This window comes from Streptomyces sp. APSN-46.1 (genome assembly GCF_022815725.1).
Taxonomy (GTDB): Bacteria; Actinomycetota; Actinomycetes; order Streptomycetales; family Streptomycetaceae; genus Streptomyces.
In genome coordinates this window covers 193,614-214,004 of the sequence record NZ_JALGRF010000006.1, presented here as the reverse complement: position 1 = coordinate 214,004, position 20,391 = coordinate 193,614, and the positions used below count along the sequence as shown (strand labels likewise).

Here is a 20,391-nt window from a genome sequence, read left to right as displayed (position 1 = left end):
CCTTTCCCGACTACCAGACGTAGGCGAGGACTTCCCCACCTACGCCCTTCTTGCCTGCCTGCTGGCCGGTCAGGAGACCGTGGGACGTGGAGATGATCGCCACGCCCAGGCCGCCGAGGACCTTCGGCAGGTTGGTGGACTTTGCGTACACGCGCAGACCGGGCTTCGAGATCCGCTTGATGCCCGCGATGGAGCGCTCACGGTTCGGCCCGAACTTCAGCTCGAGGACGAGGTTCTTGCCGACCTCGGCGTCCTCGACCTTCCAGCCGGTGATGAAACCCTCTTGCTTGAGGATCTCCGCGATGTGCGACTTGATCTTGCTGTGCGGCATCACCACGGTGTCGTGGTACGCCGAGTTAGCGTTACGCAGACGGGTCAGCATGTCTGCGATCGGGTCAGTCATGGTCATGAAGTGGCCTTCGGCCTCTCTCGCCGGGGTTTCCTGTATGCGCCATCCCTCTCCCCACTCAGTGGCGGGACGGGTGCGGTGCGGGGACCTACGGCGTAGTAAGTCGTTATGGGCGGCGGACGCCCAACCACACAAGCCTAAGGCATGCGCGGCCGGGCACCCACCGACCAGATGCTTACCGAGAGTGCCTGGTACCGCCCAAGTCCTTGCGGACGAGGGGGAATTACCAGGAGCTCTTGGTCACGCCCGGCAGCTCGCCACGGTGAGCCATCTCACGAAGGCACACGCGGCACAGGCCGAACTTGCGGTACACGGAGTGGGGGCGACCGCAGCGCTGGCAGCGGGTGTACGCACGCACACCGAACTTGGGCTTACGGGCAGCCTTCGCGATGAGAGCCTTCTTCGCCATCTCGCTTACGCCTCCTTGAAGGGGAAGCCGAGGTGACGAAGGAGCGCGCGGCCCTCAGCGTCGTTGGTCGCCGTGGTGACCACGGTGATGTCCATACCCCGGGTACGGTCGATCTTGTCCTGGTCGATCTCGTGGAACATGACCTGCTCCGTGAGACCGAAGGTGTAGTTGCCACGGCCGTCGAACTGCTTCGGCGACAGACCACGGAAGTCACGGATACGCGGCAGCGCGAGCGACAGCGTACGGTCCAGGAACTCCCACATGCGGTCACCACGGAGGGTGACGTGGCAGCCGATCGGCTGACCCTCGCGCAGCTTGAACTGCGCGATGGACTTGCGGGCCTTCGTGACGGCCGGCTTCTGACCGGTGATCGTCGTCAGGTCGCGGATGGCGCCGTCGATCAGCTTGGAGTCGCGGGCGGCGTCGCCCACACCCATGTTGACCACGATCTTCACGAGGCCGGGGATCTGCATGACGTTCTCGTAGGAGAACTCTTCACGCAGCTTGCCCGCGATGTCCTCGCGGTACTTCGTCTTGAGACGCGGAGTGGTAGCCATCAGATGTCCTCACCCGTCCGCTTGGCAACGCGGATCTTGTTGCCCTCGTCGTCGAAGCGGTAGCCGACGCGGGTGACGACCTTCTGGCCGTCCTTCTCCACAACCAGCTGAACGTTGCTGACGTGGATCGGCGCCTCGGTGATCACGATGCCACCGGTCTGCGAACCACCAGCGGTCTGACCGGCCTTGGTGTGCTTCTTGACCCGGTTGACACCCTCGACGAGGACACGGTTGTCGGCGGGGAAGGCAACGATGACCTTGCCCTGCTTGCCCTTGTCCTTACCGGTGATGACCTGAACCAGGTCGCCCTTCTTGATCTTCATGCTTACAGCACCTCCGGCGCGAGCGAGATGATCTTCATGAACTTCTTCTCGCGCAGCTCACGGCCCACCGGGCCGAAGATACGGGTGCCGCGAGGGTCGCCGTCGTTCTTCAGAATGACGGCGGCGTTCTCGTCAAAGCGGATGTACGAGCCGTCCTGGCGGCGACGCTCCTTGACGGTGCGAACGATGACCGCCTTGACGACGTCACCCTTCTTCACGTTGCCACCGGGGATCGCGTCCTTGACGGTGGCGACGATGACGTCACCGATGCCCGCGTAGCGGCGACCGGAACCACCGAGAACACGGATGCAAAGGATTTCCTTGGCACCAGTGTTGTCGGCGATACGCAGTCGCGACTCCTGCTGGATCACGTGTATCTCCTGTTTGTCTGCCGGTTCCCGGCGGGGGCCTCACTCCGAAGAGCTACCGCCCCCACCGAGCCTGGCGGAACGAACCTAAGGGAAACCCCTCAGGTGCTTACTTGGCCTTCTCGAGGATCTCGACGATGCGCCAGCGCTTGCTCGCCGACAGCGGACGCGTCTCCATGATGAGGACGCGGTCGCCGACGCCGGCAGCGTTCTGCTCGTCGTGCGCCTTGAGCTTGTTCGTACGGCGGATGACCTTGCCGTACAGGGCGTGCTTCACGCGGTCCTCGACAGCGACGACGACGGTCTTGTCCATCTTGTCGCTGACGACCAGACCCTCACGGGTCTTGCGGAAACCGCGCTCGGTCTTCTCAGTCACGTTGTTCTCGCTCATCAGGCGCTCTCCACCGTCTCGATACCGAGCTCACGCTCGTGCATCAGGGTGTAGATGCGAGCGATGTCCTTACGGACGGACTTGAGCCGGCCGTTGTTCTCCAGCTGACCCGTGGCCGCCTGGAAGCGGAGCTTGAACAGCTCCTCCTTGGCCTCGCGCAGCTTGCCAACGAGCTCCTCGTTGCCGAGCTCACGCAGCTCGGACGCCTTGGTTCCCGTCGCCATCACGACTCACCTGCCTCGCGCCGAACAATCCGGCACTTCATCGGAAGCTTGTGAGCAGCGCGGGTGAGCGCCTCACGAGCAATCTTCTCGTTCGGGTAGGACAGCTCGAACATGACCCGACCCGGGTGCACGTTGGCGATCCACCACTCGGGAGAACCCTTACCGGAACCCATGCGGGTCTCGGCAGGCTTCTTGGTGAGCGGGCGGTCCGGGTAAATGTTGATCCAGACCTTGCCGCCACGCTTGATGTGGCGGGTCATCGCAATACGAGCCGCCTCGATCTGGCGGTTCGTCACGTACGCCGGGGTCAGCGCCTGGATGCCGTACTCGCCGAACGTGACCTCAGTACCGCCCTTGGCCATACCGCGGCGCTTCGGGTGGTGCTGCTTGCGGTGCTTGACCCTACGAGGGATCAGCATGTCGGTCAGGCCTCCGTTCCGGTGCTCTCAGCCGGAGCGGCGGCGGGAGCGTCGGCCTTGGGGGCCTCGACACCAGCAGCCTGCTGCGGCTTGCGGCCACCACGGCCGCCGCGCTCGCCACCACGGCCACCACGGCCGGCGGGACGGTCGCCAGCGCCCTGCGCGCCACGGGCCGGGCGGTTACCCGCACGGGCCGCAGCGTTCTCGGCGCGAACCTCGGCGATGTTCTTGACGTCGCCCTTGTAGATCCAGACCTTCACACCGATACGGCCGAAGGTGGTCTTGGCCTCGAAGAAGCCGTAGTCCACGTTCGCGCGCAGCGTGTGCAGCGGCACACGACCCTCGCGGTAGAACTCGGAGCGGGACATCTCGGCGCCGCCGAGACGGCCGCCACACTGGATCTTGATGCCCTTGGCGCCGGCCTTCATCGTGCCCTGCATGCTCTTACGCATGGCGCGACGGAAGGAGACGCGGGAGGAGAGCTGCTCGGCAACGGCCTGGGCGACCAGCTGGGCATCGAGCTCGGGGTTCTTGACCTCGAGGATGTTCAGCTGGACCTGCTTGCCCGTGAGCTTCTCGAGGTCGCCGCGGATGCGGTCGGCCTCGGCGCCACGGCGGCCGATGACGATGCCCGGACGAGCGGTGTGGATGTCCACACGCACGCGGTCACGGGTGCGCTCGATCTCAACCTTCGAGATGCCGGCGCGCTCCATGCCGGACGTCATCATCCGACGGATGGCGACGTCTTCCTTGACGTAGTCCTTGTACAGCTTGTCGGCGTACCAACGCGACTTGAAGTCGGTGGTGATGCCGAGCCGGAACCCGTGCGGGTTTACCTTCTGGCCCATTACCGGGAACCTTCCTTGCTGCTGACGACCACGGTGATGTGGCTGGTCCGCTTGCGGATCCGGTAGGCACGGCCCTGGGCACGCGGACGGAACCGCTTCAGGGTCGGGCCCTCGTCCACGTACGCCTCGCTGATGACCAGCGTGGTGGCGTCCGGGTGGTTGTAGTTGTGTGCGGCGTTGGCAATGGCGCTGTCAAGCACCTTGCCGACCGGCACGCTCGCGGCCTGCGGGGCGAAACGCAGGACCGCCTGAGCCTCCGTGGCATCCATGCCACGGATAAGGTCCACCACTCGGCGGGCCTTCATGGGCGTGACGCGGATGTACCGCGCCTGGGCCCTGGCTTCCATGGTTGTCCCTTCGGTGTAAGTCATAGTCGTAACCACCCCGCCTTTAGCGGCGCTTCGACTTCCGGTCGTCCTTGACGTGGCCGCGGAAGGTGCGAGTCGGCGAGAACTCGCCGAGCTTGTGGCCGACCATCGACTCGGTGACGAACACCGGGACGTGGGTCTTGCCGTTGTGCACCGCGATGGTGTGACCCAGCATGCTGGGGATGATCATCGAGCGACGGGACCAGGTCTTGATGACGTTCTTGGTGCCGGCTTCGTTCTGGACGTCCACCTTCTTTACGAGGTGGTCGTCGACGAAGGGCCCCTTCTTGAGACTGCGCGGCATCTAAACCCGCTCCTAGCGCTTCTTGTTCGTCTTGCGGCGGCGGACGATGTACTTGCTCGAAGCCTTCTTCGGCGAGCGAGTACGACCCTCCTTCTGACCCCACGGGGAGACCGGGTGGCGACCACCACTGGTCTTGCCCTCACCACCACCGTGCGGGTGGTCAACCGGGTTCATCGCGACACCGCGGACGGACGGGCGAACGCCCTTCCAGCGCATGCGGCCGGCCTTGCCCCAGTTGATGTTCGACTGCTCGGCGTTGCCGACCTCGCCGACCGTGGCGCGGCAGCGGGCGTCGACGAGACGGATCTCGCCGGACGGCATACGAAGGTGGGCCATCGTGCCCTCCTTCGCCAGCAGCTGCACGGAGGCACCAGCGGAGCGGGCGAACTTCGCGCCACCACCGGGACGGAGCTCGATCGCGTGGATCGTGGTACCGACCGGGATGTTGCGGAGCGCCAGGTTGTTACCGGGCTTGATGTCGGCCGTGGGGCCGTTCTCAATCCGGTCGCCCTGCTTCAGAGCCTTCGGCGCGATGATGTAGCGCTTCTCGCCGTCGGCGTAGTGCAGGAGCGCGATGCGCGCGGTGCGGTTGGGGTCGTACTCGATGTGCGCGACCTTGGCCGGCACGCCGTCCTTGTCGTGACGACGGAAGTCGATCACGCGGTAGGCGCGCTTGTGTCCACCACCCTGGTGGCGAACGGTGATCCGGCCGGTGTTGTTACGGCCGCCCTTGCTGTGCAGAGGGCGAACCAGCGACTTCTCCGGCGTGGACCGCGTGATCTCGACAAAGTCGGCGACGCTGGAGCCACGACGGCCCGGGGTCGTCGGCTTGTACTTGCGGATACCCATTTCTCAGTCCTCGTCCGATTCCGGACGACTAGACCTCCGTTAGGAGGCCTGGCCGCCGAAGATGTCGATTCGGTCGCCCTCAGCGAGGGTCACGATGGCGCGCTTGGTGTCAGCGCGCTTGCCGAAACCGGTCTTGGTGCGCTTGCGCTTACCCTGACGGTTGATCGTGTTGACCCCGGTGACCTTGACCCCGAAGACCGCCTCGACGGCCTGCTTGATCTGAGTCTTGTTGGAGCCGGGCGCGACGATGAACGTGTACTTGTTCTCGTCCAGCAGCGCGTAGCTCTTCTCCGAGACAACCGGCTTGATCAGCAGGTCGCGCGGGTCAGTGAAGGTCTTGCTGGTAACGGTCGCCTCAGCCATCAGGCGTCGCTCCCTTCGGTCTCGTCGGCCTTGGGGCCAGACACGAAGGACTCGAAAGCGGCCTGAGTGAAGACCACGTCGTCAGAGACGATCACGTCGTACGTGTTCAGCTGGCCCGGCTCCAGGATGTGGACCTGGGGCAGGTTGCGGGCGGACAGCCACGCGGCCTCGTCGGCACGGTCGACGACCAGGAGCAGGTTCTTGCGCTCCGAGATCTTGCCGAACAGCGTCTTGGCGGCCTTCGTGGAGGCGGCACCCTCGACCACGCCGGTGATGACGTGGATGCGGGAGTGACGCGCACGGTCCGAGAGGGCACCGCGGAGGGCGGCGGCCTTCATCTTCTTCGGGGTCCGCTGGGAGTAGTCACGCGGCTGCGGGCCGTGGACGACGCCACCGCCGACGAACTGCGGCGCACGGGTCGAACCCTGACGCGCGCGGCCGGTGCCCTTCTGGCGGTACGGCTTGCGGCCACCACCACGGACTTCGCCACGACGCTTGGTCTTGTGCGTGCCCTGACGGGCAGCAGCCAGCTGAGCGACAACGACCTGGTGGATCAGCGGAATGCTGGTCTTCGCGTCGAAGATCTCCGCGGGGAGCTCGACGGTACCGGCCTTGTCGCCTGCCGGCGAAAGGATGTCAATGGTGCTCATTACCTCAAGCCCCCTTGGCCGCGGTACGGACCAGGACGAGGCCGCCGTTCGGACCGGGGACCGCACCCTTGATAAGGAGCAGACCCTTCTCCGCGTCAACCGCGTGGATGGTCAGGTTCTGGGTGGTGACACGCTCGTTGCCCATACGACCAGCCATGCGCATGCCCTTGAAGACACGCCCAGGGGTGGCGCAGCCACCGATCGAACCGGGGGAGCGGTGCTTGCGCTGCACACCGTGACCGGCGCCGAGGCCCCGGAAGTTGTGCCGCTTCATGACACCGGCGAAGCCCTTGCCCTTGCTGTTGCCCGTGACGTCAACCTTGACGCCGGACTCGAACACCTCAGCAGTGATCTCCTGGCCGAGCGTGTACTCGCTGGCGTCGGAGGTGCGGAGCTCCACCAGGTGGCGGCGGGGGGTCACGTCGGCCTTGGCGAAGTGGCCCTTGAGGGGCTTGTTCACCTTGCGCGGGTCGATCTCGCCGAAGGCGATCTGGACCGACTCGTAGCCGTCGATGTCGTTCGTACGGACCTGGGTAACGACGCAGGGCCCGGCCTTGACAACGGTCACCGGGACGACACGGTTGTTCTCGTCCCAGACCTGGGTCATGCCGAGCTTCTCGCCCAGGACGCCCTTGATCTGCTTTGCCATCTTCTCGACGCCTCTCAGAGCTTGATCTCGATGTCAACGCCGGCCGGAAGGTCCAGGCGCATCAGCGAGTCAACGGTCTTGGGCGTCGGGTCGAGGATGTCGATCAGGCGCTTGTGCGTGCGCATCTCGAAGTGCTCGCGCGAGTCCTTGTACTTGTGCGGCGACTTGATGACGCAGTACACGTTCTTCTCAGTGGGCAGCGGCACCGGGCCCGCGACCGACGCACCAGTGCGCGTCACCGTCTCGACGATCTTCTTCGCCGACGAATCGATGACCTCGTGGTCGTAGGCCTTGAGCCGGATGCGGATCTTCTGTCCCGCCATGGCTACTCCGTAGTCCTGTCTGTTGTGGAAACGCTCTGGCTCTCGGCCGGCTGTGGATCTCTCCACCGCTTCTCTCCGACCCACGCGGTCGGGCGTGTCGCACTCCCTCTACAGAAAATTCCCATACGGAAATTCCCTCATCCAAGGGGGTGCGGTCCCTGTGACCGCGTTTCGGGGGAGAAACACCCACCGAGTGCCTGGTGGGCACCGTGCTGACACTTCCCAGAAGATTCCCGTACGTCCGCCCTCATTGCTGCCCCGAGAGGCAGATTAAGGACGACGAGTACTGTGGGACTCGCTTCCGGTCCTCCCGGCGGGAGGCGCGCAGCATCGACGCTCAGCCGAGCAACTTGAGTAGTCTGCCATACGAGGCACGTACCTGGCCAATCGGGCGGAAGAGAATACCCCGCCGCCCGATCACGTCAAACAGCGCCGCGCGACGAGGCCATCGCCGAAGCCCTCAGGACCGGGACACGACGCCGCATTCCTCCTGCTCAGAGCCGTCCAGGCCCTTGCTGCGGTCGTACGGGTCCACGGGCGCCCCGCTTGGTGTCGGGCCGGTGACGGGGTCCATGTCGAAGGTCGGGTGCAGGTAACCGTCATCGACGTCACACGCGCTGTTGGCGATGTCGCGGTTGTACTCGACGAGCCAGAGCTTGCCGGTCGTGGCCTCGAACTTGCGCGGGTCGGCGATCGAGAAGGTGGCCACGCGCCGCACGATGGTCCGCTCGACCTGCGTCGAGCCGGCCTTGGCCTTCACGAACGGGTACACGAAGCTGAAGTCCACCCGGATCTCCGCCTCGCCCGGCCCCTTCCTGCCGGGCTCCACCCACATGCGGCCGCGCACCTTGACCACGTCGCCGACGGGCTTCAGCTCGGCCGGGTCGGCGCGGGTGAACAGGCTCAGCGGATCGTTTTCCCTGGAGGGCGTGGACAGCGACTTCTCCAGCCCCGCGTTCAGCTCCTTCATCTTCGGGTCCAGCAGCTTCAGCGCCTCCGAGGGACGCTCCCCGCGCAAGGTCGCCGGGTCGAGGTTGGACACCACCAGAAACCGTTTGACGTTCTCCAGCCCCTCGGCCACCCGCTCCTTGGACATCCCTCCGACGGCCTCGGCGGCCGGGAGCTCGATCCCGGCGACCCCGTCGGCCCACTGGACGGCCGGGGAGCCGCGGAAGGGCTCCTTCAGGGTCGGCCGGTCCGGGTCCACCGCCTCCGGGGCCGTGGTCGGGCGCACGCTCTCCGCGGGCAGCGGCGCGGCCGTCCTGGCGACACTCCGGGCCTCGGCCTTCCCCGTGATCCGGTCGATCACCAGCTCCGGCCGTACGGCCACCAGCCCGAGCCCCGCGATGAAGACCACGGCCAGGGTGGCCTTGAGGCGGCGCCTGCCCGCACCACGGCCTCCCCGCATGTCCTGCCAGGCCGGCCCGGTCCGCCAGCCGGGCGGCTCGTGGCGCGCGGGCCCGGACCTGCGCCCGAACCGCCCCCGCGCGGCCCCGGCCCGCTGCTCGTCCTCACGCCGCAGCCGCTCCGTCACCATCCGCGCCCGCGCCGACGGCTCCGCCGGGGCCTGACCCGCGCCCTGCTCGGCCTCCCGCACGAACCGCGCCCACTCCTCGTCGGGGACGCCCGGTCCGCCCGCGTCGTTGCTTGTCATGTCCCCACCCCTGTGATGTTCGGCGCTGCGGAGCTTCTCACACCCTCTGAGCAGGCAGAACACCGGGGCAACGACAAAGGGCCCCGGCCCATCGCTTGCGCGACGGGACGGGGCCCTTCTGTCAAACATGGTGCTCGCTCGCGCGAGCTACCAGGTCAGAGCACGAATTACTTCGTGATCTTGGTGACCTGGCCGGCGCCCACGGTACGACCACCCTCACGGATGGCGAACTTCAGGCCCTCTTCCATGGCGACCGGCTGGATCAGCGAGACGGTCATCTCGGTGTTGTCGCCCGGCATGACCATCTCCGTGCCGGCCGGCAGGGTGACAACACCCGTGACGTCGGTGGTACGGAAGTAGAACTGCGGGCGGTAGTTGTTGAAGAACGGGGTGTGACGGCCACCCTCGTCCTTCGACAGGATGTAGGCCTGGGCCTCGAACTCGGTGTGCGGCGTGACCGAACCGGGCTTGATGATGACCTGGCCGCGCTCGACGTCCTCGCGCTTGATGCCACGGAGGAGCAGACCGACGTTCTCGCCCGCCTGGCCCTCGTCGAGCAGCTTGCGGAACATCTCGATGCCGGTGACCGTGGTGGTGGTCTTCTCCGGCTTGATGCCGATGATGTCGACGGTCTCGTTGACCTTGAGGACACCACGCTCGATGCGGCCGGTGACGACGGTGCCACGACCGGTGATCGTGAAGACGTCCTCGACGGGCATCAGGAACGGCATCTCGGTGTCACGCGGCGGGGTCGGGATGGCCTCGTCCACGGCGTCCATGAGGCCGAGGAGCTTGTCACCCCACTCCTTGTCGCCCTCAAGCGCCTTCAGCGCGGAGACCTGGACGACCGGCAGGTCGTCGCCCGGGAAGTCGTACTCGGAGAGCAGCTCGCGGACCTCGAGCTCGACGAGCTCCAGGATCTCCTCGTCGTCCACCATGTCGGCCTTGTTCAGGGCGACGACGATGTACGGAACGCCGACCTGGCGGGCCAGGAGCACGTGCTCCTTGGTCTGCGGCATCGGGCCGTCGGTGGCGGCGACCACGAGGATGGCACCGTCCATCTGCGCGGCACCGGTGATCATGTTCTTGATGTAGTCCGCGTGACCCGGGCAGTCGACGTGGGCGTAGTGACGCGCCTCGGTCTGGTACTCGACGTGCGCGATGGAGATGGTGATACCGCGCTGACGCTCCTCAGGAGCCTTGTCGATCTGATCGAAGGCCGAAGCCGCGTTCAGGTCCGGGTACTTGTCGTGCAGCACCTTGGTAATGGCGGCCGTAAGGGTCGTCTTACCGTGGTCAATGTGACCGATGGTGCCGATGTTGACGTGCGGCTTAGTCCGCTCGAACTTCGCCTTCGCCACGGGGGTCCTCCTGGAGAGTGGTTCTGTACGCCTTACAGATCGGCGCCAGGTGATCTTTGCTGGGATCCAGTCCCCCCGGGGCAACGGAGTTGTTACTCCTGTTGCCCCAGAGGTTCCGGTGACAAGCCTAAAGCGTGTACTCCGAAGAGTTACTCGCCCTTGGCCTTCGCGATGATCTCCTCAGCGACGTTCCGGGGAACCTCGGCGTAGGAGTCGAACTGCATCGAGTAGCTGGCGCGACCCGAGGTCTTGCTGCGGAGGTCTCCGACGTAGCCGAACATCTCCGAAAGGGGCACGAGGCCCTTCACGACGCGAGCGCCGTGACGCTCCTCCATGGCCTGGATCTGGCCACGGCGGGAGTTGATGTCGCCGATGACGTCACCCATGTAGTCCTCGGGCGTGGTGACCTCGACGGCCATCATCGGCTCAAGGAGCACGGGAGAAGCCTTGCGCGCGGCCTCCTTGAAGGCCTGCGAACCGGCGATCTTGAACGCGAGCTCGGAGGAGTCGACCTCGTGGTAGCCACCGTCGAGAAGGATGACGCGGACGCCAGTCATCTCGTAGCCCGCCAGGATGCCGAACTGCATGGCCTCCTGCGCACCCGCGTCGACCGAAGGGATGTACTCCTTCGGGATGCGGCCACCGGTGACCTTGTTCACGAACTCGTACGCCGGACCGTCGGTCTCGGTGATGGGCTCGATCGCGATCTGCACCTTGGCGAACTGACCGGTACCACCGGTCTGCTTCTTGTGGGTGTAGTCGTGACGCTCGACGGCCTTGCGGATCGTCTCGCGGTACGCGACCTGCGGCTTGCCGACGTTGGCCTCGACCTTGAACTCGCGCTTCATACGGTCGACCAGCACCTCGAGGTGCAGCTCGCCCATACCGCCGAGGATGGTCTGGCCCGTCTCCTCGTCCGAGTGAACGTGGAAGGAGGGGTCCTCCTCCGCGAGACGCTGGATGGCGACACCCAGCTTCTCCTGGTCACCCTTGGACTTGGGCTCGATGGCGACCTGGATGACCGGAGCCGGGAAGTCCATGGACTCCAGGATCACGGGTGCCTTGTCGTCACACAGCGTCTCACCGGTGGTGGTCTGCTTCAGGCCCATGACGGCGACGATGTCACCGGCGCCCACCGCGGCGATCTCTTCACGCTTGTTGGCGTGCATGCGGTAGATCTTGCCGATGCGCTCCTTCTTGCCCTTGACGGAGTTCAGCACCGCAGTGCCGGCCTCCAGGCGGCCCGAGTAAACCCGGACGAAGGTGAGCTTGCCGAGGTGCGGGTCGCTCATGATCTTGAACGCCAGAGCCGCGAGCGGCTCCTCGTCGGAAGGCTTGCGCTTCACGACGACCTCGGCGTCGCGGACGTCGTGGCCCTCGATGGCCTCGATGTCCAGCGGCGACGGCAGGTAGCGGACGACGGCGTCGAGCAGGGGCTGAACGCCCTTGTTCTTGAACGCCGTACCACAGAACACCGCGGTGATCGTGGGCTCGCCCTTGCCCTTGCCGGAGCCAAGGATGATGCGACGGACGGCGGCGTGCAGCTGCTCCACGGACGGCTCGTCGCCGTTCAGGAAGAGCTCCATGATCTCGTCGTCGTTCTCGGCGACGGTCTCGACCAGCTTGCCGCGCCACTCTTCAGCAGCCTCGGTGTGCGTGGCCGGGATGTCGACGATGTCGTACATCTCGCCCTTGGTCGCCTCGGCGGACCAGACGAACGCCTTCATGGTGACCAGGTCGACAACGCCCTGGAAGTCCATCTCGGCACCGATGGGGAGCTGCATGACGATCGGAACCGCGCCGAGGCGGTCCTTGATCATGTCGACACAGCGGTGGAACTCGGCACCGGTACGGTCGAGCTTGTTGACGAAGCAGATGCGCGGCACGCCGTAGCGGTCCGCCTGACGCCAAACGGTCTCGGACTGCGGCTCCACACCGGCGACACCGTCGAACACGGTGACGGCACCGTCGAGGACGCGGAGCGAACGCTCCACCTCGACCGTGAAGTCAACGTGACCCGGGGTGTCGATGATGTTGATGGTGTGGTCGACGTCCTCGAGCGGCCAGTGGCAGGTCGTCGCGGCGGACGTGATCGTGATGCCGCGCTCCTGCTCCTGCTCCATCCAGTCCATCGTGGCAGCGCCGTCGTGGACTTCACCGATCTTGTAAGACACACCGGTGTAGAACAGGATGCGCTCGGTGGTGGTCGTCTTGCCCGCGTCGATGTGAGCCATGATGCCGATGTTGCGCACCTTGGCCAGGTCAAGCGAAGTGGTAGCCATATCGGCTCAGTCTTCTCTCGGTCTCGATGTGGGTTGGGACTACCAGCGGTAGTGCGCGAAGGCCTTGTTGGACTCGGCCATCTTGTGCGTGTCCTCGCGCTTCTTGACGGCAGCGCCAAGACCGTTGGAGGCGTCGAGCAGCTCGTTCATGAGGCGCTCGGTCATGGTCTTCTCACGGCGGGCGCGGGAGTAACCCACGAGCCAGCGGAGGGCCAGGGTCGACTGGCGACCCGGCTTGACCTCGACGGGGACCTGGTAGGTCGCGCCACCGACACGGCGGGACTTGACCTCGAGCGACGGCTTGACGTTCTCCAGCGCGCGCTTCAGCGTGATGACCGGGTCGTTGCCGGTCTTCTCGCGGAGGCCTTCCATGGCGCCGTAAACGATGCGCTCGGCGGTGGAGCGCTTGCCGTTCAGGAGGATCTTGTTGATGAGCGAGGTCACCAGAGGAGATGCGTAGACCGGGTCAATGATGACCGGGCGCTTCGGGGCGGGGCCCTTACGAGGCATTCTTACTTCTCCTTCTTGGCGCCGTAGCGGCTGCGGGCCTGCTTGCGGTTCTTGACAGCCTGGGTGTCAAGCGCACCGCGGATGATCTTGTAGCGAACACCCGGCAGGTCCTTCACACGGCCACCACGCACGAGCACGATCGAGTGCTCCTGCAGGTTGTGTCCCTCGCCCGGAATGTAAGCGGTGACCTCGATGCCAGAGGTCAGACGCACACGCGCGACCTTACGCAGCGCCGAGTTCGGCTTCTTCGGGGTGGTCGTGAACACTCGCGTGCAGACGCCGCGACGCTGGGGCGAAGCCTCAAGCGCGGGGGTCTTTGTCTTCTCGACCTTGTCCTGCCGGCCCTTCCGGACCAGCTGCTGGATCGTAGGCACTACTTCTCCGGTTTCTGTGTGCCGTGTAGTGAAGCTAACCTGGAACATTTGCCGACCCACGCGGTCGGGTGTGTCGGATCCGGCGGACCTCCGCGCGAGCGCGGAAACGCATGGATCGCGGTGGCCGATGCGGGCTCTCCTGCGGTTGATGGACACGCACGGGAGCCCAGGCACACCCCAGGCACAAGGTCTGAGCGTACCTACCGCATCCACTCCGGTCAAAACAAAAGCCCCGCCGCCCCGCCCGCCCCGGTCCCGCCGCATGGCCGCAGGCCAGACACCGCACGGCTGACGCCTCCGCGGCACCCCGGGGTGGTAGGCCGGATGTGCGGAAGTCGTTCGGATGTGGTACGGACACTCGCGCGACCGACACCGCTCGACCCGCGTGCGGGCGGGCCCGAGAACTACACTGCCGCCTCAGCACGCATCCCGAACGGCACGACCAGCGGGGAGAACGACATTGGGGACGGTCACCTCGGGCAGCCCCGATCCGATGACGGCCGAGAGCCCGCCGGCCGCCGCCCCCGCCCCGCGCCGGCGCCCCCGGCTCTCCCGCCTGTACGGGCCGCTGCTCGCCTTCCTGATCACCTCGGGCGCCTTCTGCGCGGCCTGGGCGGCCCGCGGCACGTACCCCTTCGGCGACACCGGCCGGGCCGTCAACGACCAGGCCAACCAGTACGTTCCCTTCCACCGCGCCCTCTGGGACCTGGCCCACGGCCGGGCCGCCGGCGACGCGCTCTTCACCTGGCGCGGCGGCTTCGGCCAGCAGTTCCTGTCCGACTTCCACACGTACCTCGGCAACCCGTTCTCCTGGCTGACCGCGCTGGTCCCGCGCGAGCACGTGGACCTGGCCGTCTTCGTCGTCTCCCCGGTCACCATGGGCACCGCCGCCGCCGTCATGACGGTGTACCTGGGCATGCTGCGGCCCGGCCCCTGGTGGCAGCGCGGCGTCCTCGGCGCCTGCTACGGCCTGTGCGGCTGGGCGCTCAGCGACGCCTCGTACATCCCCATGTGGCTGTGGGGCCTGGTCGCCCTGCCGCTGCTCGGGATCGCCGTCGAGTGGTGCCTGGAGGGACGGCGCTGGCCGGGTGCGGCGCTGCTCGTGGCCCTCGCCTGGTCCGGCAACTTCTACACCGCGATGATGGCTACGACGGCCGCCTGCGTGCTGCTCGCGATCCGGCTGATCACCCGCGACCTGACCGGCCGGGAACGGCTGCGGGCGCTGTGGCGCGCGGCCACCGCGACGGCGACGGGCATCCTCCTCACCCTGCCCCTCCTCCTGCCGTCGTTCCTGTCCAGCGGGGCCGCGCAGCCCACCAGGGTCGGCGCCTTCGACCCGGTGCGCCTCGACGTGTTCCTCGCCGGGATGCTCCCGGCCACCCACCTGTGGGGCGGCCGGCCCCGGCTGTACGTGGCCTCGCTCGGCCTGATCCTGGCCGGCTCGTTCGTGTTCTCCTCCGCCATCGCGCGCAGGACCCGCCTGGTGTGGGCGGCCGCGACCCTGCTGGTGCTGGCCTCGTTCCAGTTCCCGCCGACGCAGTACGTCTGGCACGGGCTCGCCGTCCCGAACGGCAATCCGTACCGCGAGACCTTCGTCTTCAGCGGCATGGTGGTGATCCTCGCCTGGCTGGCGCTGGCGGCCCGGCCGCGGCCGCTCCACCTGGCGCTGTCGGCGTCCCTGCTGGTCGGGGCCTGCTTCGCGCTCCGCCGCACCGATGACTTCGGCGGCTGGACCTGGCCCGCCGTACTCGGCGGCGGGGCCCTCTCCCTGCTGGCGCTGGTCCTGCTGCGGCTCGGCGAGAAGCACCGCGTGCTGATCCCGCCGGCCGCGGCCCTGATGGCCGGCGTCGTCTTCGCCGAGTCGACGGCGGCCTCGGTGAACGCGGAGGAGCGCCGCGCCCGCGAGCGCTGGGCGAAGCCGGCGGCCACCTCCAGCCGGTCGATCACCGCCCACTTCGACGCCGTCCGGGGTGTGGACGGCTGGCCCGCCCACCGGACCGACTCGGGCGCGCCGCAGACCTCGTACAACGACGCCCTGGCGCTCCGGGCGGAGGGCCCGCAGTACTACAGCAGCTACCTCCCGGCGGCCACGTACCAGGCCCTCGAACCCCTCGGATACGGCTACAAGAACGACGGCCGGACCATCTTCGGCGCCGACAACCCGGTCCTGGACGCGATCTTCTCGATCGGCGCCCGGGTCCGCCCGGGGGCCGCGCCGCACACCTGGACGGCCTCGAAGTTCCCCGCGCCGCCCCTGGTCACGGTCCGGCCGGCCCCGTACACCTCCCCCAACCCGGCGGACAGCGTCTACGCCCGCCAGGAGACCGTCCTCGGGGCCACCGTCTACCAGGTCCCCGAGGCCACCCGCGGCGGCACGGCCGCCCGGCAGACCTACACCGCGCGGTGCACTCCGGGCTCCGAGGCGTACTGGTACTCCCCCGCCCTCTACGGCACGGCCGTCTCGGACGGTACGCGGCACCGCCTGGAGGACCGGATGACCGGCGTGCTGAAGCTCGGCCCCGTCCCCGCCTCCGGCCGCGTCACCGTGACGGTCACGACCCGCACGGCCGGAGCCACCGCCGGGAAACACCCGGTCGGCTGCCTGGACCGCACCCGCCTCGACACGGCGATCGAGCACCTCACCACCACGGGCGCCACCTCGGTCCGCACAACGGGCCACACCATCGAAGCCGCCCTCCCCCACGACGCCACCGGCACGGCGGTCTTCGCCATGACGTCGATCCCGGGCTGGCAGTGCGCGGCAGACGGCAGGACGGTCACCCCGGCCTCCTTCCACGGCCTGGTCTCGCTCGCTCTGCGACCGGGCACCGAAAAGGTCTCCTGCACCTTCACGCCCAGGGGCCTCCTCCCCGGCCTCATCGCCGCCACCCTCGCCCTCCTGGCCCTGGCCGCAACCACCACGGCAGCCCTCTTCCGCCGCCGCCGCGAGATCGCGTAATCACCCGCGCCGCGTCCCCGTGGCCAGTACATTGACCGCCCTGACGACCGGGGGGCGCGCATGGCATCGGCGCATCTGGCGGGCGACGGAGGACTGGACGACCGGGTCCCCTTCCTGGCCCGCCTGGAGGACGAGGACGGCGCCGCGTTACGGGCACTCGGCCGCGAGCTGAGCTTCGCGCCGCGAGCCCCGCTGATCCACCAGAACGAACCGGCCTCCCACGTCCTGCTGATCCTCCACGGCTGGACCAAGGTCACCGCCTCCGCCGCCAACGGCTACGAAGCCCTGCTCGCCCTGCGCGGTCCGGGCGACATCATCGGTGAATCCGCCGCAGTCACCGGACGCCCCCGCTCCGCCACCGTGACGGCGCTCGAACCCGTACGCGCCATCGCCGTCGAGCAGGAACGCTTCCACGCCTTCCTGTCCCGAGTGCCCGCCGTCGCCTTCCAGCTCCTGGCTCTGACCGCGGACCGCACTCGCGCCGCCGACCGGCGCCGACTGGAGTTCGCCTCCATGAGCGTGCGCGAAAGGCTCGCCGTACTGCTCCAGGACTTGGCCCGCACTCACGGACGGCGTACCGAGCAGGGGATCGAGATCGCGGTGCCGCTCACCAAGCAGGAGCTCGCGGGGGCAGTCGGGGCGTCCCGCGAGATGGTCCAGCGGCAGCTCAAGCAGCTGCGCGACCGAGAGGTGGTCGTCACTGGCCGTCGCGCCCTGGTGATCGTGCGGCCCGACGTGCTGCGCCGGATCGCCGAGTCTCAGGACGAGGGCTGAGCCCCCTCCCCTCTTCAGTGCACGCCGTCACACTCCGGGTGCGTCATCCGCCCTCTCGGCGGTGCGCCCGCCTGCCCCACTCTCTTGTCTCAGCAAGGACCCACCACGAGAGGTGATCATGAGCGACCCACTGTCCCGCACCATGCTCCTCGTCGACACGGAGCGATTCAGCGACAGGGACGACGTCCAGCAGACCTATCTGCGCCGGATGCTCTACGGCGTCGTCGACCGGACTCTGCTGGCCGCCGGAATCGACCAGACGCTCCGGCTCCGGGCCGATCGCGGCGACGCGATCATGGAGCTGATCGACCCGGTCGCGCCGCTCACCACCCTGCTGCGAGCCCTGCTGACGGAAGTCCCCGCCCAGCTCCGCGCGGTGAACCGGATGGCGGCCAGCTCCGCGCAGATCCGACTGCGGGCCGTGCTCGCCACCGGATACGTGGCGATCGACGAGTACGACGGCTGGGTGGGCACCGACCTCAACCAGGCCTGCCGGCTCCTGGACGGCGATCCCCTGCGCGCGGCGCTGCGGGAGCGTACGGACGACTACGCGCTCTGCGTCTCCGAGGCGGTGTACTCGGGCATCGTGCGGCACAACCACACGGGTATCCCGGCCGAGGAATTCCACGGGATCACCATGCCCAGCAAGAACGGTCCGCTCCAGGCCTGGCTGTACGGACCCCCGCCGTCCGGCCTGCCCGCGCCGCGGCCCGTGCCCACAGCCTCAGCGGCCCCAACGCCTCCGGTGTCGCCCCCCGCCGGATCCGGCATCCAGTTCCACGGCGTCAACAACGGCGTCGTCGCGGACAGAATCCGGGGCAACATCTCCATCGGCGGTGGCCCCGCGCGGCCGGGTGAGCAGGCGTGAGCGCGGAGGCCGAGCAGTCGGCGCCGGCCCCCGACGCGGCAGAACCGGTGGAACGGTCCGCCGGGGACGCTGCCGCGGCCGCCGCGAAGAAGGAGGAACGCGCCCAGCGGGCCTGGGCCACCCGCCGCGACCTGGACGCACACGCTCCGGAGTCGATGCAGTTCGAGGGCACGAGCAATGGCGTCGTCGCGGGCCTGATCGTCGGTGATGTCATCACCGGCGGCAAGACCGAGATCAACTACTTATTCGGTGACACGGGCGCGTCCCAGGCGTCCGGGGAGATCCCAGAAACGACCCTGAATCGGCTGGCGGGCACCTTCGTCGCGGAGGGGACTCCCTTCGACGCCCTGCTGGAACGGCTGCGCGAGGAGCACGTCCTCGTCCTGAAGGGCGCCCCGTTCACCGGTCGGCGCACGGCGGCCCTGATGCTGCTGCACCGGCTGGGTGCCACCCCCGTCCACGTTCTGGACCGCGCAATCTCACCCGGTGACTTCAGCCGGCAGTTCACCAAGCCCGGCAAAGCCCGCGGTCATGTGCTGTGCGACCTGGCGATTCCGCGCGACCAGCCGCTTCGCGAGGCACATCTGCTCGCACTGCGCAGTCGGATGAAGGAGCAGCAGGGCTACCTGGTGATCACCACCGGCCACAGCCCGTACATCGAGAGCGACGTCCGCCCCGACACATGGTCACCGCCGACGGCCGAGGCCGTGCTGTCGGAGCGGCTGCACCGGCACGCCGGAAAGGAGGTCGCCGACCGCCTGCTGGCACTGCCCGCCGTCGGCGAGTTCCTCGCCCGTGACCATCAGGTGCGCGAGGCCTCCGCGTACGCGACCCTCCTGATCCAGTACGCCCAGGGCGCGGCCGACGTCTCCCAGGTCGACCGGTACTCGCTGCACCGCCTGGAGCTTCAGATCCGCGAGTGGTTCGAGGAGGCCGAGACCACGCTCCATCTGCGGGAGAAGGCATTCCTGATCGCCCTCGCCACCTTCGACGGCGGACCGTACGCCCTCACCGCCGAGCTGAGCGATCTGCTGTACTCGGAACTCCGGCGCACGGGCGATCCGGAGTACAACGAACGAATTCCCGTCTTCGGCACCCACATCGGCAAGCGGCTCCAAGAAGCCCGGGCCGACATCCGCCAGGCGAGCGAGGAAACCGAGTGGGGGCCGGTCACCCAGCTCACCGCCTTCTTCAAGGACAACCGCACGTCCCCCGTGCTGCTGCGGGAGGTGTGGACCGGGCACCCGTCCGCCCGCCCGGCGATCGTCTCCTGGCTCGGGAAGCTTGCGAAGGACGGTCGCCCCCTGGTCAGGACGCGGGCCGCCGCCACCGTCGCCGTCCTCGCGTACACCGACCTGCCGTCCGCGATGGCCCTGATCATCGAACCCTGGGCGTTGTCAGCCCAGGCGCGGCAGCGCACCACCGCCGTCAGCGCGCTCACCCTGGCCCACCGGATCGGCGCCCCCAACATCCCCCGGATCATCGACGGCTGGAGCACCGACACCGACGAGCCGCAGCGCTGCTGGGTCGCGATCCGGGCCCAGGGACTCATCGGGCCCGAGCGCCCAGAGAAGGCACTTGCCGCGTTGCGCACCCAGGCCCGCCAGCAGAGCAGCCAAGCCACCCGCGACCAGATGGTGGCAGAGGAGATACCCCAGTCAGTTGCGTTGCTGCTGCTCTCTCCCAAGGGTGACGAGATCCTCACGGACCTGCTGCGCACTCTGCACGCCCACCGCTCCGCCTTCGAACTCGCCGTTCAAGGCTTCCTGGCCGCCTGCTTCCACAACAGTGACGACGCCGAACACCGGCTGCCCCCGGTCCTGGACTGGTACACGTGCGCCGCACGCAGCGGAGCTGAGACCGCACCGCACATCGCCCTGCTCATGCGCACCGCCCTTGACGACGTGCAGTTCACCTCCAGTGCCGCCGATGTCCTGCGCAGGTGGATCCTGGCGGCCGACCAGGACGAGGCAACGGAGTGGGCGCTGGCCCACCTGCTGCGGGCACTCGTAACCAGCCCGCGCGAGCACGCGCGACTGGACTACCTGCTGCGCAAGCCCCAAGGGGAGGACGGCGGACCGTACCCGGCGGTCGCGGGCCGCCTGCGCACGGCACTTCCGTTCATCGAAACCGTCTGAAGAGCCCTACTCCGCGA

At 67.7% G+C, this 20,391-nt stretch carries 25 protein-coding genes; 4 read left to right on the top strand and 21 right to left on the bottom strand.

Annotated elements, in window-relative coordinates; all coding sequences use genetic code 11:
* Positions 1-10: 10 nt before the first annotated feature.
* From rpsH to rpsL, 21 genes are all read right to left on the bottom strand, one after another.
* Positions 11-409 carry a 30S ribosomal protein S8 gene (gene rpsH / locus MTF65_RS19090; RefSeq protein ID WP_007265911.1) on the bottom strand — a complete coding sequence of 133 codons (399 nt, stop codon included), beginning with the start codon at positions 407-409 and terminating at the stop codon, positions 11-13.
* A gap of 223 nt (positions 410-632) precedes the next feature.
* Complete coding sequence (locus MTF65_RS19085; RefSeq protein ID WP_003956452.1) at positions 633-818, bottom strand: type Z 30S ribosomal protein S14; 186 nt, start codon at positions 816-818, stop codon at positions 633-635.
* 5 nt (positions 819-823) lie between these two features.
* A complete protein-coding gene (gene rplE / locus MTF65_RS19080; RefSeq protein WP_030154702.1) occupies positions 824-1,375 on the bottom strand; it encodes a 50S ribosomal protein L5 in 552 nt (183 codons plus the stop codon).
* Positions 1,375-1,698 carry a 50S ribosomal protein L24 gene (gene rplX, locus MTF65_RS19075; RefSeq protein WP_243629931.1) on the bottom strand — a complete coding sequence of 108 codons (324 nt, stop codon included), beginning with the start codon at positions 1,696-1,698 and terminating at the stop codon, positions 1,375-1,377. The genes rplE and rplX overlap by 1 nt, the downstream gene beginning before the upstream one ends.
* 2 nt (positions 1,699-1,700) lie before the next feature.
* The gene (gene rplN / locus MTF65_RS19070) at positions 1,701-2,069 is read right to left on the bottom strand and encodes a 50S ribosomal protein L14 (protein WP_008739701.1); all 369 of its coding nucleotides are present in this window, start codon (positions 2,067-2,069) and stop codon (positions 1,701-1,703) included.
* Between the two features lie 106 nt (positions 2,070-2,175).
* The gene (rpsQ, locus tag MTF65_RS19065; protein WP_030008467.1) at positions 2,176-2,457 is read right to left on the bottom strand and encodes a 30S ribosomal protein S17; all 282 of its coding nucleotides are present in this window, start codon (positions 2,455-2,457) and stop codon (positions 2,176-2,178) included.
* Complete coding sequence (rpmC, locus tag MTF65_RS19060) at positions 2,457-2,681, bottom strand: 50S ribosomal protein L29 (protein WP_008739703.1); 225 nt, start codon at positions 2,679-2,681, stop codon at positions 2,457-2,459. The genes rpsQ and rpmC overlap by 1 nt, the downstream gene beginning before the upstream one ends.
* Positions 2,681-3,100, bottom strand: a complete 420-nt coding sequence (rplP, locus tag MTF65_RS19055) for a 50S ribosomal protein L16 (protein WP_243629930.1) — start codon at positions 3,098-3,100, stop codon at positions 2,681-2,683. The genes rpmC and rplP overlap by 1 nt, the downstream gene beginning before the upstream one ends.
* A gap of 5 nt (positions 3,101-3,105) precedes the next feature.
* The gene (gene rpsC, locus MTF65_RS19050) at positions 3,106-3,948 is read right to left on the bottom strand and encodes a 30S ribosomal protein S3 (protein ID WP_030230639.1); all 843 of its coding nucleotides are present in this window, start codon (positions 3,946-3,948) and stop codon (positions 3,106-3,108) included.
* On the bottom strand, positions 3,948-4,295 hold the full coding sequence (gene rplV / locus MTF65_RS19045) for a 50S ribosomal protein L22 (RefSeq protein WP_214946990.1): 348 nt from the start codon (positions 4,293-4,295) through the stop codon (positions 3,948-3,950). The genes rpsC and rplV overlap by 1 nt, the downstream gene beginning before the upstream one ends.
* Positions 4,296-4,338: 43 nt before the next feature.
* Entirely contained in the window at positions 4,339-4,620 is a 282-nt protein-coding gene (gene rpsS, locus MTF65_RS19040; protein WP_008739713.1) for a 30S ribosomal protein S19, read from the bottom strand.
* Between the two features lie 12 nt (positions 4,621-4,632).
* Positions 4,633-5,469 carry a 50S ribosomal protein L2 gene (gene rplB / locus MTF65_RS19035; RefSeq protein WP_008739715.1) on the bottom strand — a complete coding sequence of 279 codons (837 nt, stop codon included), beginning with the start codon at positions 5,467-5,469 and terminating at the stop codon, positions 4,633-4,635.
* Positions 5,470-5,508: 39 nt separating this feature from the next.
* On the bottom strand, positions 5,509-5,832 hold the full coding sequence (rplW, locus tag MTF65_RS19030) for a 50S ribosomal protein L23 (protein ID WP_243629929.1): 324 nt from the start codon (positions 5,830-5,832) through the stop codon (positions 5,509-5,511).
* Positions 5,832-6,482, bottom strand: a complete 651-nt coding sequence (gene rplD, locus MTF65_RS19025; RefSeq protein ID WP_243629928.1) for a 50S ribosomal protein L4 — start codon at positions 6,480-6,482, stop codon at positions 5,832-5,834. The genes rplW and rplD overlap by 1 nt, the downstream gene beginning before the upstream one ends.
* A 4-nt stretch (positions 6,483-6,486) precedes the next feature.
* Entirely contained in the window at positions 6,487-7,131 is a 645-nt protein-coding gene (gene rplC, locus MTF65_RS19020; protein WP_007265899.1) for a 50S ribosomal protein L3, read from the bottom strand.
* Positions 7,132-7,145: 14 nt separating this feature from the next.
* Positions 7,146-7,454 carry a 30S ribosomal protein S10 gene (rpsJ, locus tag MTF65_RS19015; protein ID WP_003948644.1) on the bottom strand — a complete coding sequence of 103 codons (309 nt, stop codon included), beginning with the start codon at positions 7,452-7,454 and terminating at the stop codon, positions 7,146-7,148.
* 460 nt (positions 7,455-7,914) lie between these two features.
* Positions 7,915-9,108, bottom strand: coding sequence for a hypothetical protein (locus MTF65_RS19010; protein ID WP_243629927.1), 1,194 nt, complete (start codon positions 9,106-9,108; stop codon positions 7,915-7,917).
* Positions 9,109-9,275: 167 nt separating this feature from the next.
* The gene (gene tuf / locus MTF65_RS19005; RefSeq protein WP_243629926.1) at positions 9,276-10,469 is read right to left on the bottom strand and encodes an elongation factor Tu; all 1,194 of its coding nucleotides are present in this window, start codon (positions 10,467-10,469) and stop codon (positions 9,276-9,278) included.
* Between the two features lie 149 nt (positions 10,470-10,618).
* Complete coding sequence (fusA, locus tag MTF65_RS19000) at positions 10,619-12,751, bottom strand: elongation factor G (protein ID WP_243629925.1); 2,133 nt, start codon at positions 12,749-12,751, stop codon at positions 10,619-10,621.
* Between the two features lie 39 nt (positions 12,752-12,790).
* Positions 12,791-13,261, bottom strand: coding sequence for a 30S ribosomal protein S7 (gene rpsG / locus MTF65_RS18995; RefSeq protein WP_007265894.1), 471 nt, complete (start codon positions 13,259-13,261; stop codon positions 12,791-12,793).
* Positions 13,262-13,263: 2 nt separating this feature from the next.
* Positions 13,264-13,635, bottom strand: a complete 372-nt coding sequence (rpsL, locus tag MTF65_RS18990) for a 30S ribosomal protein S12 (RefSeq protein ID WP_007265893.1) — start codon at positions 13,633-13,635, stop codon at positions 13,264-13,266.
* A 493-nt stretch (positions 13,636-14,128) separates the two neighbouring features.
* Between rpsL and MTF65_RS18985 the strand changes: the two genes are divergently transcribed.
* The 4 genes from MTF65_RS18985 to MTF65_RS18970 all read left to right on the top strand — a co-directional run bounded on the left by MTF65_RS18985 (position 14,129) and on the right by MTF65_RS18970 (position 20,374).
* The gene (locus MTF65_RS18985) at positions 14,129-16,594 is read left to right on the top strand and encodes a YfhO family protein (RefSeq protein ID WP_243629924.1); all 2,466 of its coding nucleotides are present in this window, start codon (positions 14,129-14,131) and stop codon (positions 16,592-16,594) included.
* A 60-nt stretch (positions 16,595-16,654) separates the two neighbouring features.
* Positions 16,655-17,368, top strand: coding sequence for a Crp/Fnr family transcriptional regulator (locus MTF65_RS18980; protein ID WP_243629923.1), 714 nt, complete (start codon positions 16,655-16,657; stop codon positions 17,366-17,368).
* A gap of 118 nt (positions 17,369-17,486) precedes the next feature.
* Positions 17,487-18,236 (top strand): hypothetical protein, encoded by a 750-nt coding sequence (locus MTF65_RS18975; RefSeq protein WP_243629922.1) that lies wholly within the window; start codon positions 17,487-17,489, stop codon positions 18,234-18,236.
* Positions 18,233-20,374 carry a hypothetical protein gene (locus MTF65_RS18970; protein WP_243629921.1) on the top strand — a complete coding sequence of 714 codons (2,142 nt, stop codon included), beginning with the start codon at positions 18,233-18,235 and terminating at the stop codon, positions 20,372-20,374. Before MTF65_RS18975 ends, MTF65_RS18970 begins: the two co-directional genes overlap by 4 nt.
* The last annotated feature ends 17 nt before the right edge of the window (positions 20,375-20,391 follow it).

Bases quoted from the DNA above. Each gene is read 5' to 3' on its own strand.
- rpsQ (WP_030008467.1), bottom strand. From the start codon at position 2,457: ATGAGCGAGAACAACGTGACTGAGAAGACCGAGCGCGGTTTCCGCAAG.
- rplD (WP_243629928.1), bottom strand. From the start codon at position 6,482: ATGAGCACCATTGACATCCTTTCGCCGGCAGGCGACAAGGCCGGTACC.
- MTF65_RS18980 (WP_243629923.1), top strand. From the start codon at position 16,655: ATGGCATCGGCGCATCTGGCGGGCGACGGAGGACTGGACGACCGGGTC.
- rplB (WP_008739715.1), bottom strand. From the start codon at position 5,469: ATGGGTATCCGCAAGTACAAGCCGACGACCCCGGGCCGTCGTGGCTCC.
- rplC (WP_007265899.1), bottom strand. From the start codon at position 7,131: ATGGCAAAGCAGATCAAGGGCGTCCTGGGCGAGAAGCTCGGCATGACC.
- rplV (WP_214946990.1), bottom strand. From the start codon at position 4,295: ATGGAAGCCAGGGCCCAGGCGCGGTACATCCGCGTCACGCCCATGAAG.
- rpsH (WP_007265911.1), bottom strand. From the start codon at position 409: ATGACCATGACTGACCCGATCGCAGACATGCTGACCCGTCTGCGTAAC.
- rplW (WP_243629929.1), bottom strand. From the start codon at position 5,832: ATGGCTGAGGCGACCGTTACCAGCAAGACCTTCACTGACCCGCGCGAC.
- MTF65_RS18985 (WP_243629924.1), top strand. From the start codon at position 14,129: ATGACGGCCGAGAGCCCGCCGGCCGCCGCCCCCGCCCCGCGCCGGCGC.
- rpmC (WP_008739703.1), bottom strand. From the start codon at position 2,681: ATGGCGACGGGAACCAAGGCGTCCGAGCTGCGTGAGCTCGGCAACGAG.
- rplP (WP_243629930.1), bottom strand. From the start codon at position 3,100: ATGCTGATCCCTCGTAGGGTCAAGCACCGCAAGCAGCACCACCCGAAG.
- rpsG (WP_007265894.1), bottom strand. From the start codon at position 13,261: ATGCCTCGTAAGGGCCCCGCCCCGAAGCGCCCGGTCATCATTGACCCG.
- fusA (WP_243629925.1), bottom strand. From the start codon at position 12,751: ATGGCTACCACTTCGCTTGACCTGGCCAAGGTGCGCAACATCGGCATC.
- rpsJ (WP_003948644.1), bottom strand. From the start codon at position 7,454: ATGGCGGGACAGAAGATCCGCATCCGGCTCAAGGCCTACGACCACGAG.
- MTF65_RS19010 (WP_243629927.1), bottom strand. From the start codon at position 9,108: ATGACAAGCAACGACGCGGGCGGACCGGGCGTCCCCGACGAGGAGTGG.
- rpsS (WP_008739713.1), bottom strand. From the start codon at position 4,620: ATGCCGCGCAGTCTCAAGAAGGGGCCCTTCGTCGACGACCACCTCGTA.
- rpsC (WP_030230639.1), bottom strand. From the start codon at position 3,948: ATGGGCCAGAAGGTAAACCCGCACGGGTTCCGGCTCGGCATCACCACC.
- MTF65_RS18975 (WP_243629922.1), top strand. From the start codon at position 17,487: ATGAGCGACCCACTGTCCCGCACCATGCTCCTCGTCGACACGGAGCGA.
- rplE (WP_030154702.1), bottom strand. From the start codon at position 1,375: ATGGCTACCACTCCGCGTCTCAAGACGAAGTACCGCGAGGACATCGCG.
- rplX (WP_243629931.1), bottom strand. From the start codon at position 1,698: ATGAAGATCAAGAAGGGCGACCTGGTTCAGGTCATCACCGGTAAGGAC.
- MTF65_RS19085 (WP_003956452.1), bottom strand. From the start codon at position 818: ATGGCGAAGAAGGCTCTCATCGCGAAGGCTGCCCGTAAGCCCAAGTTC.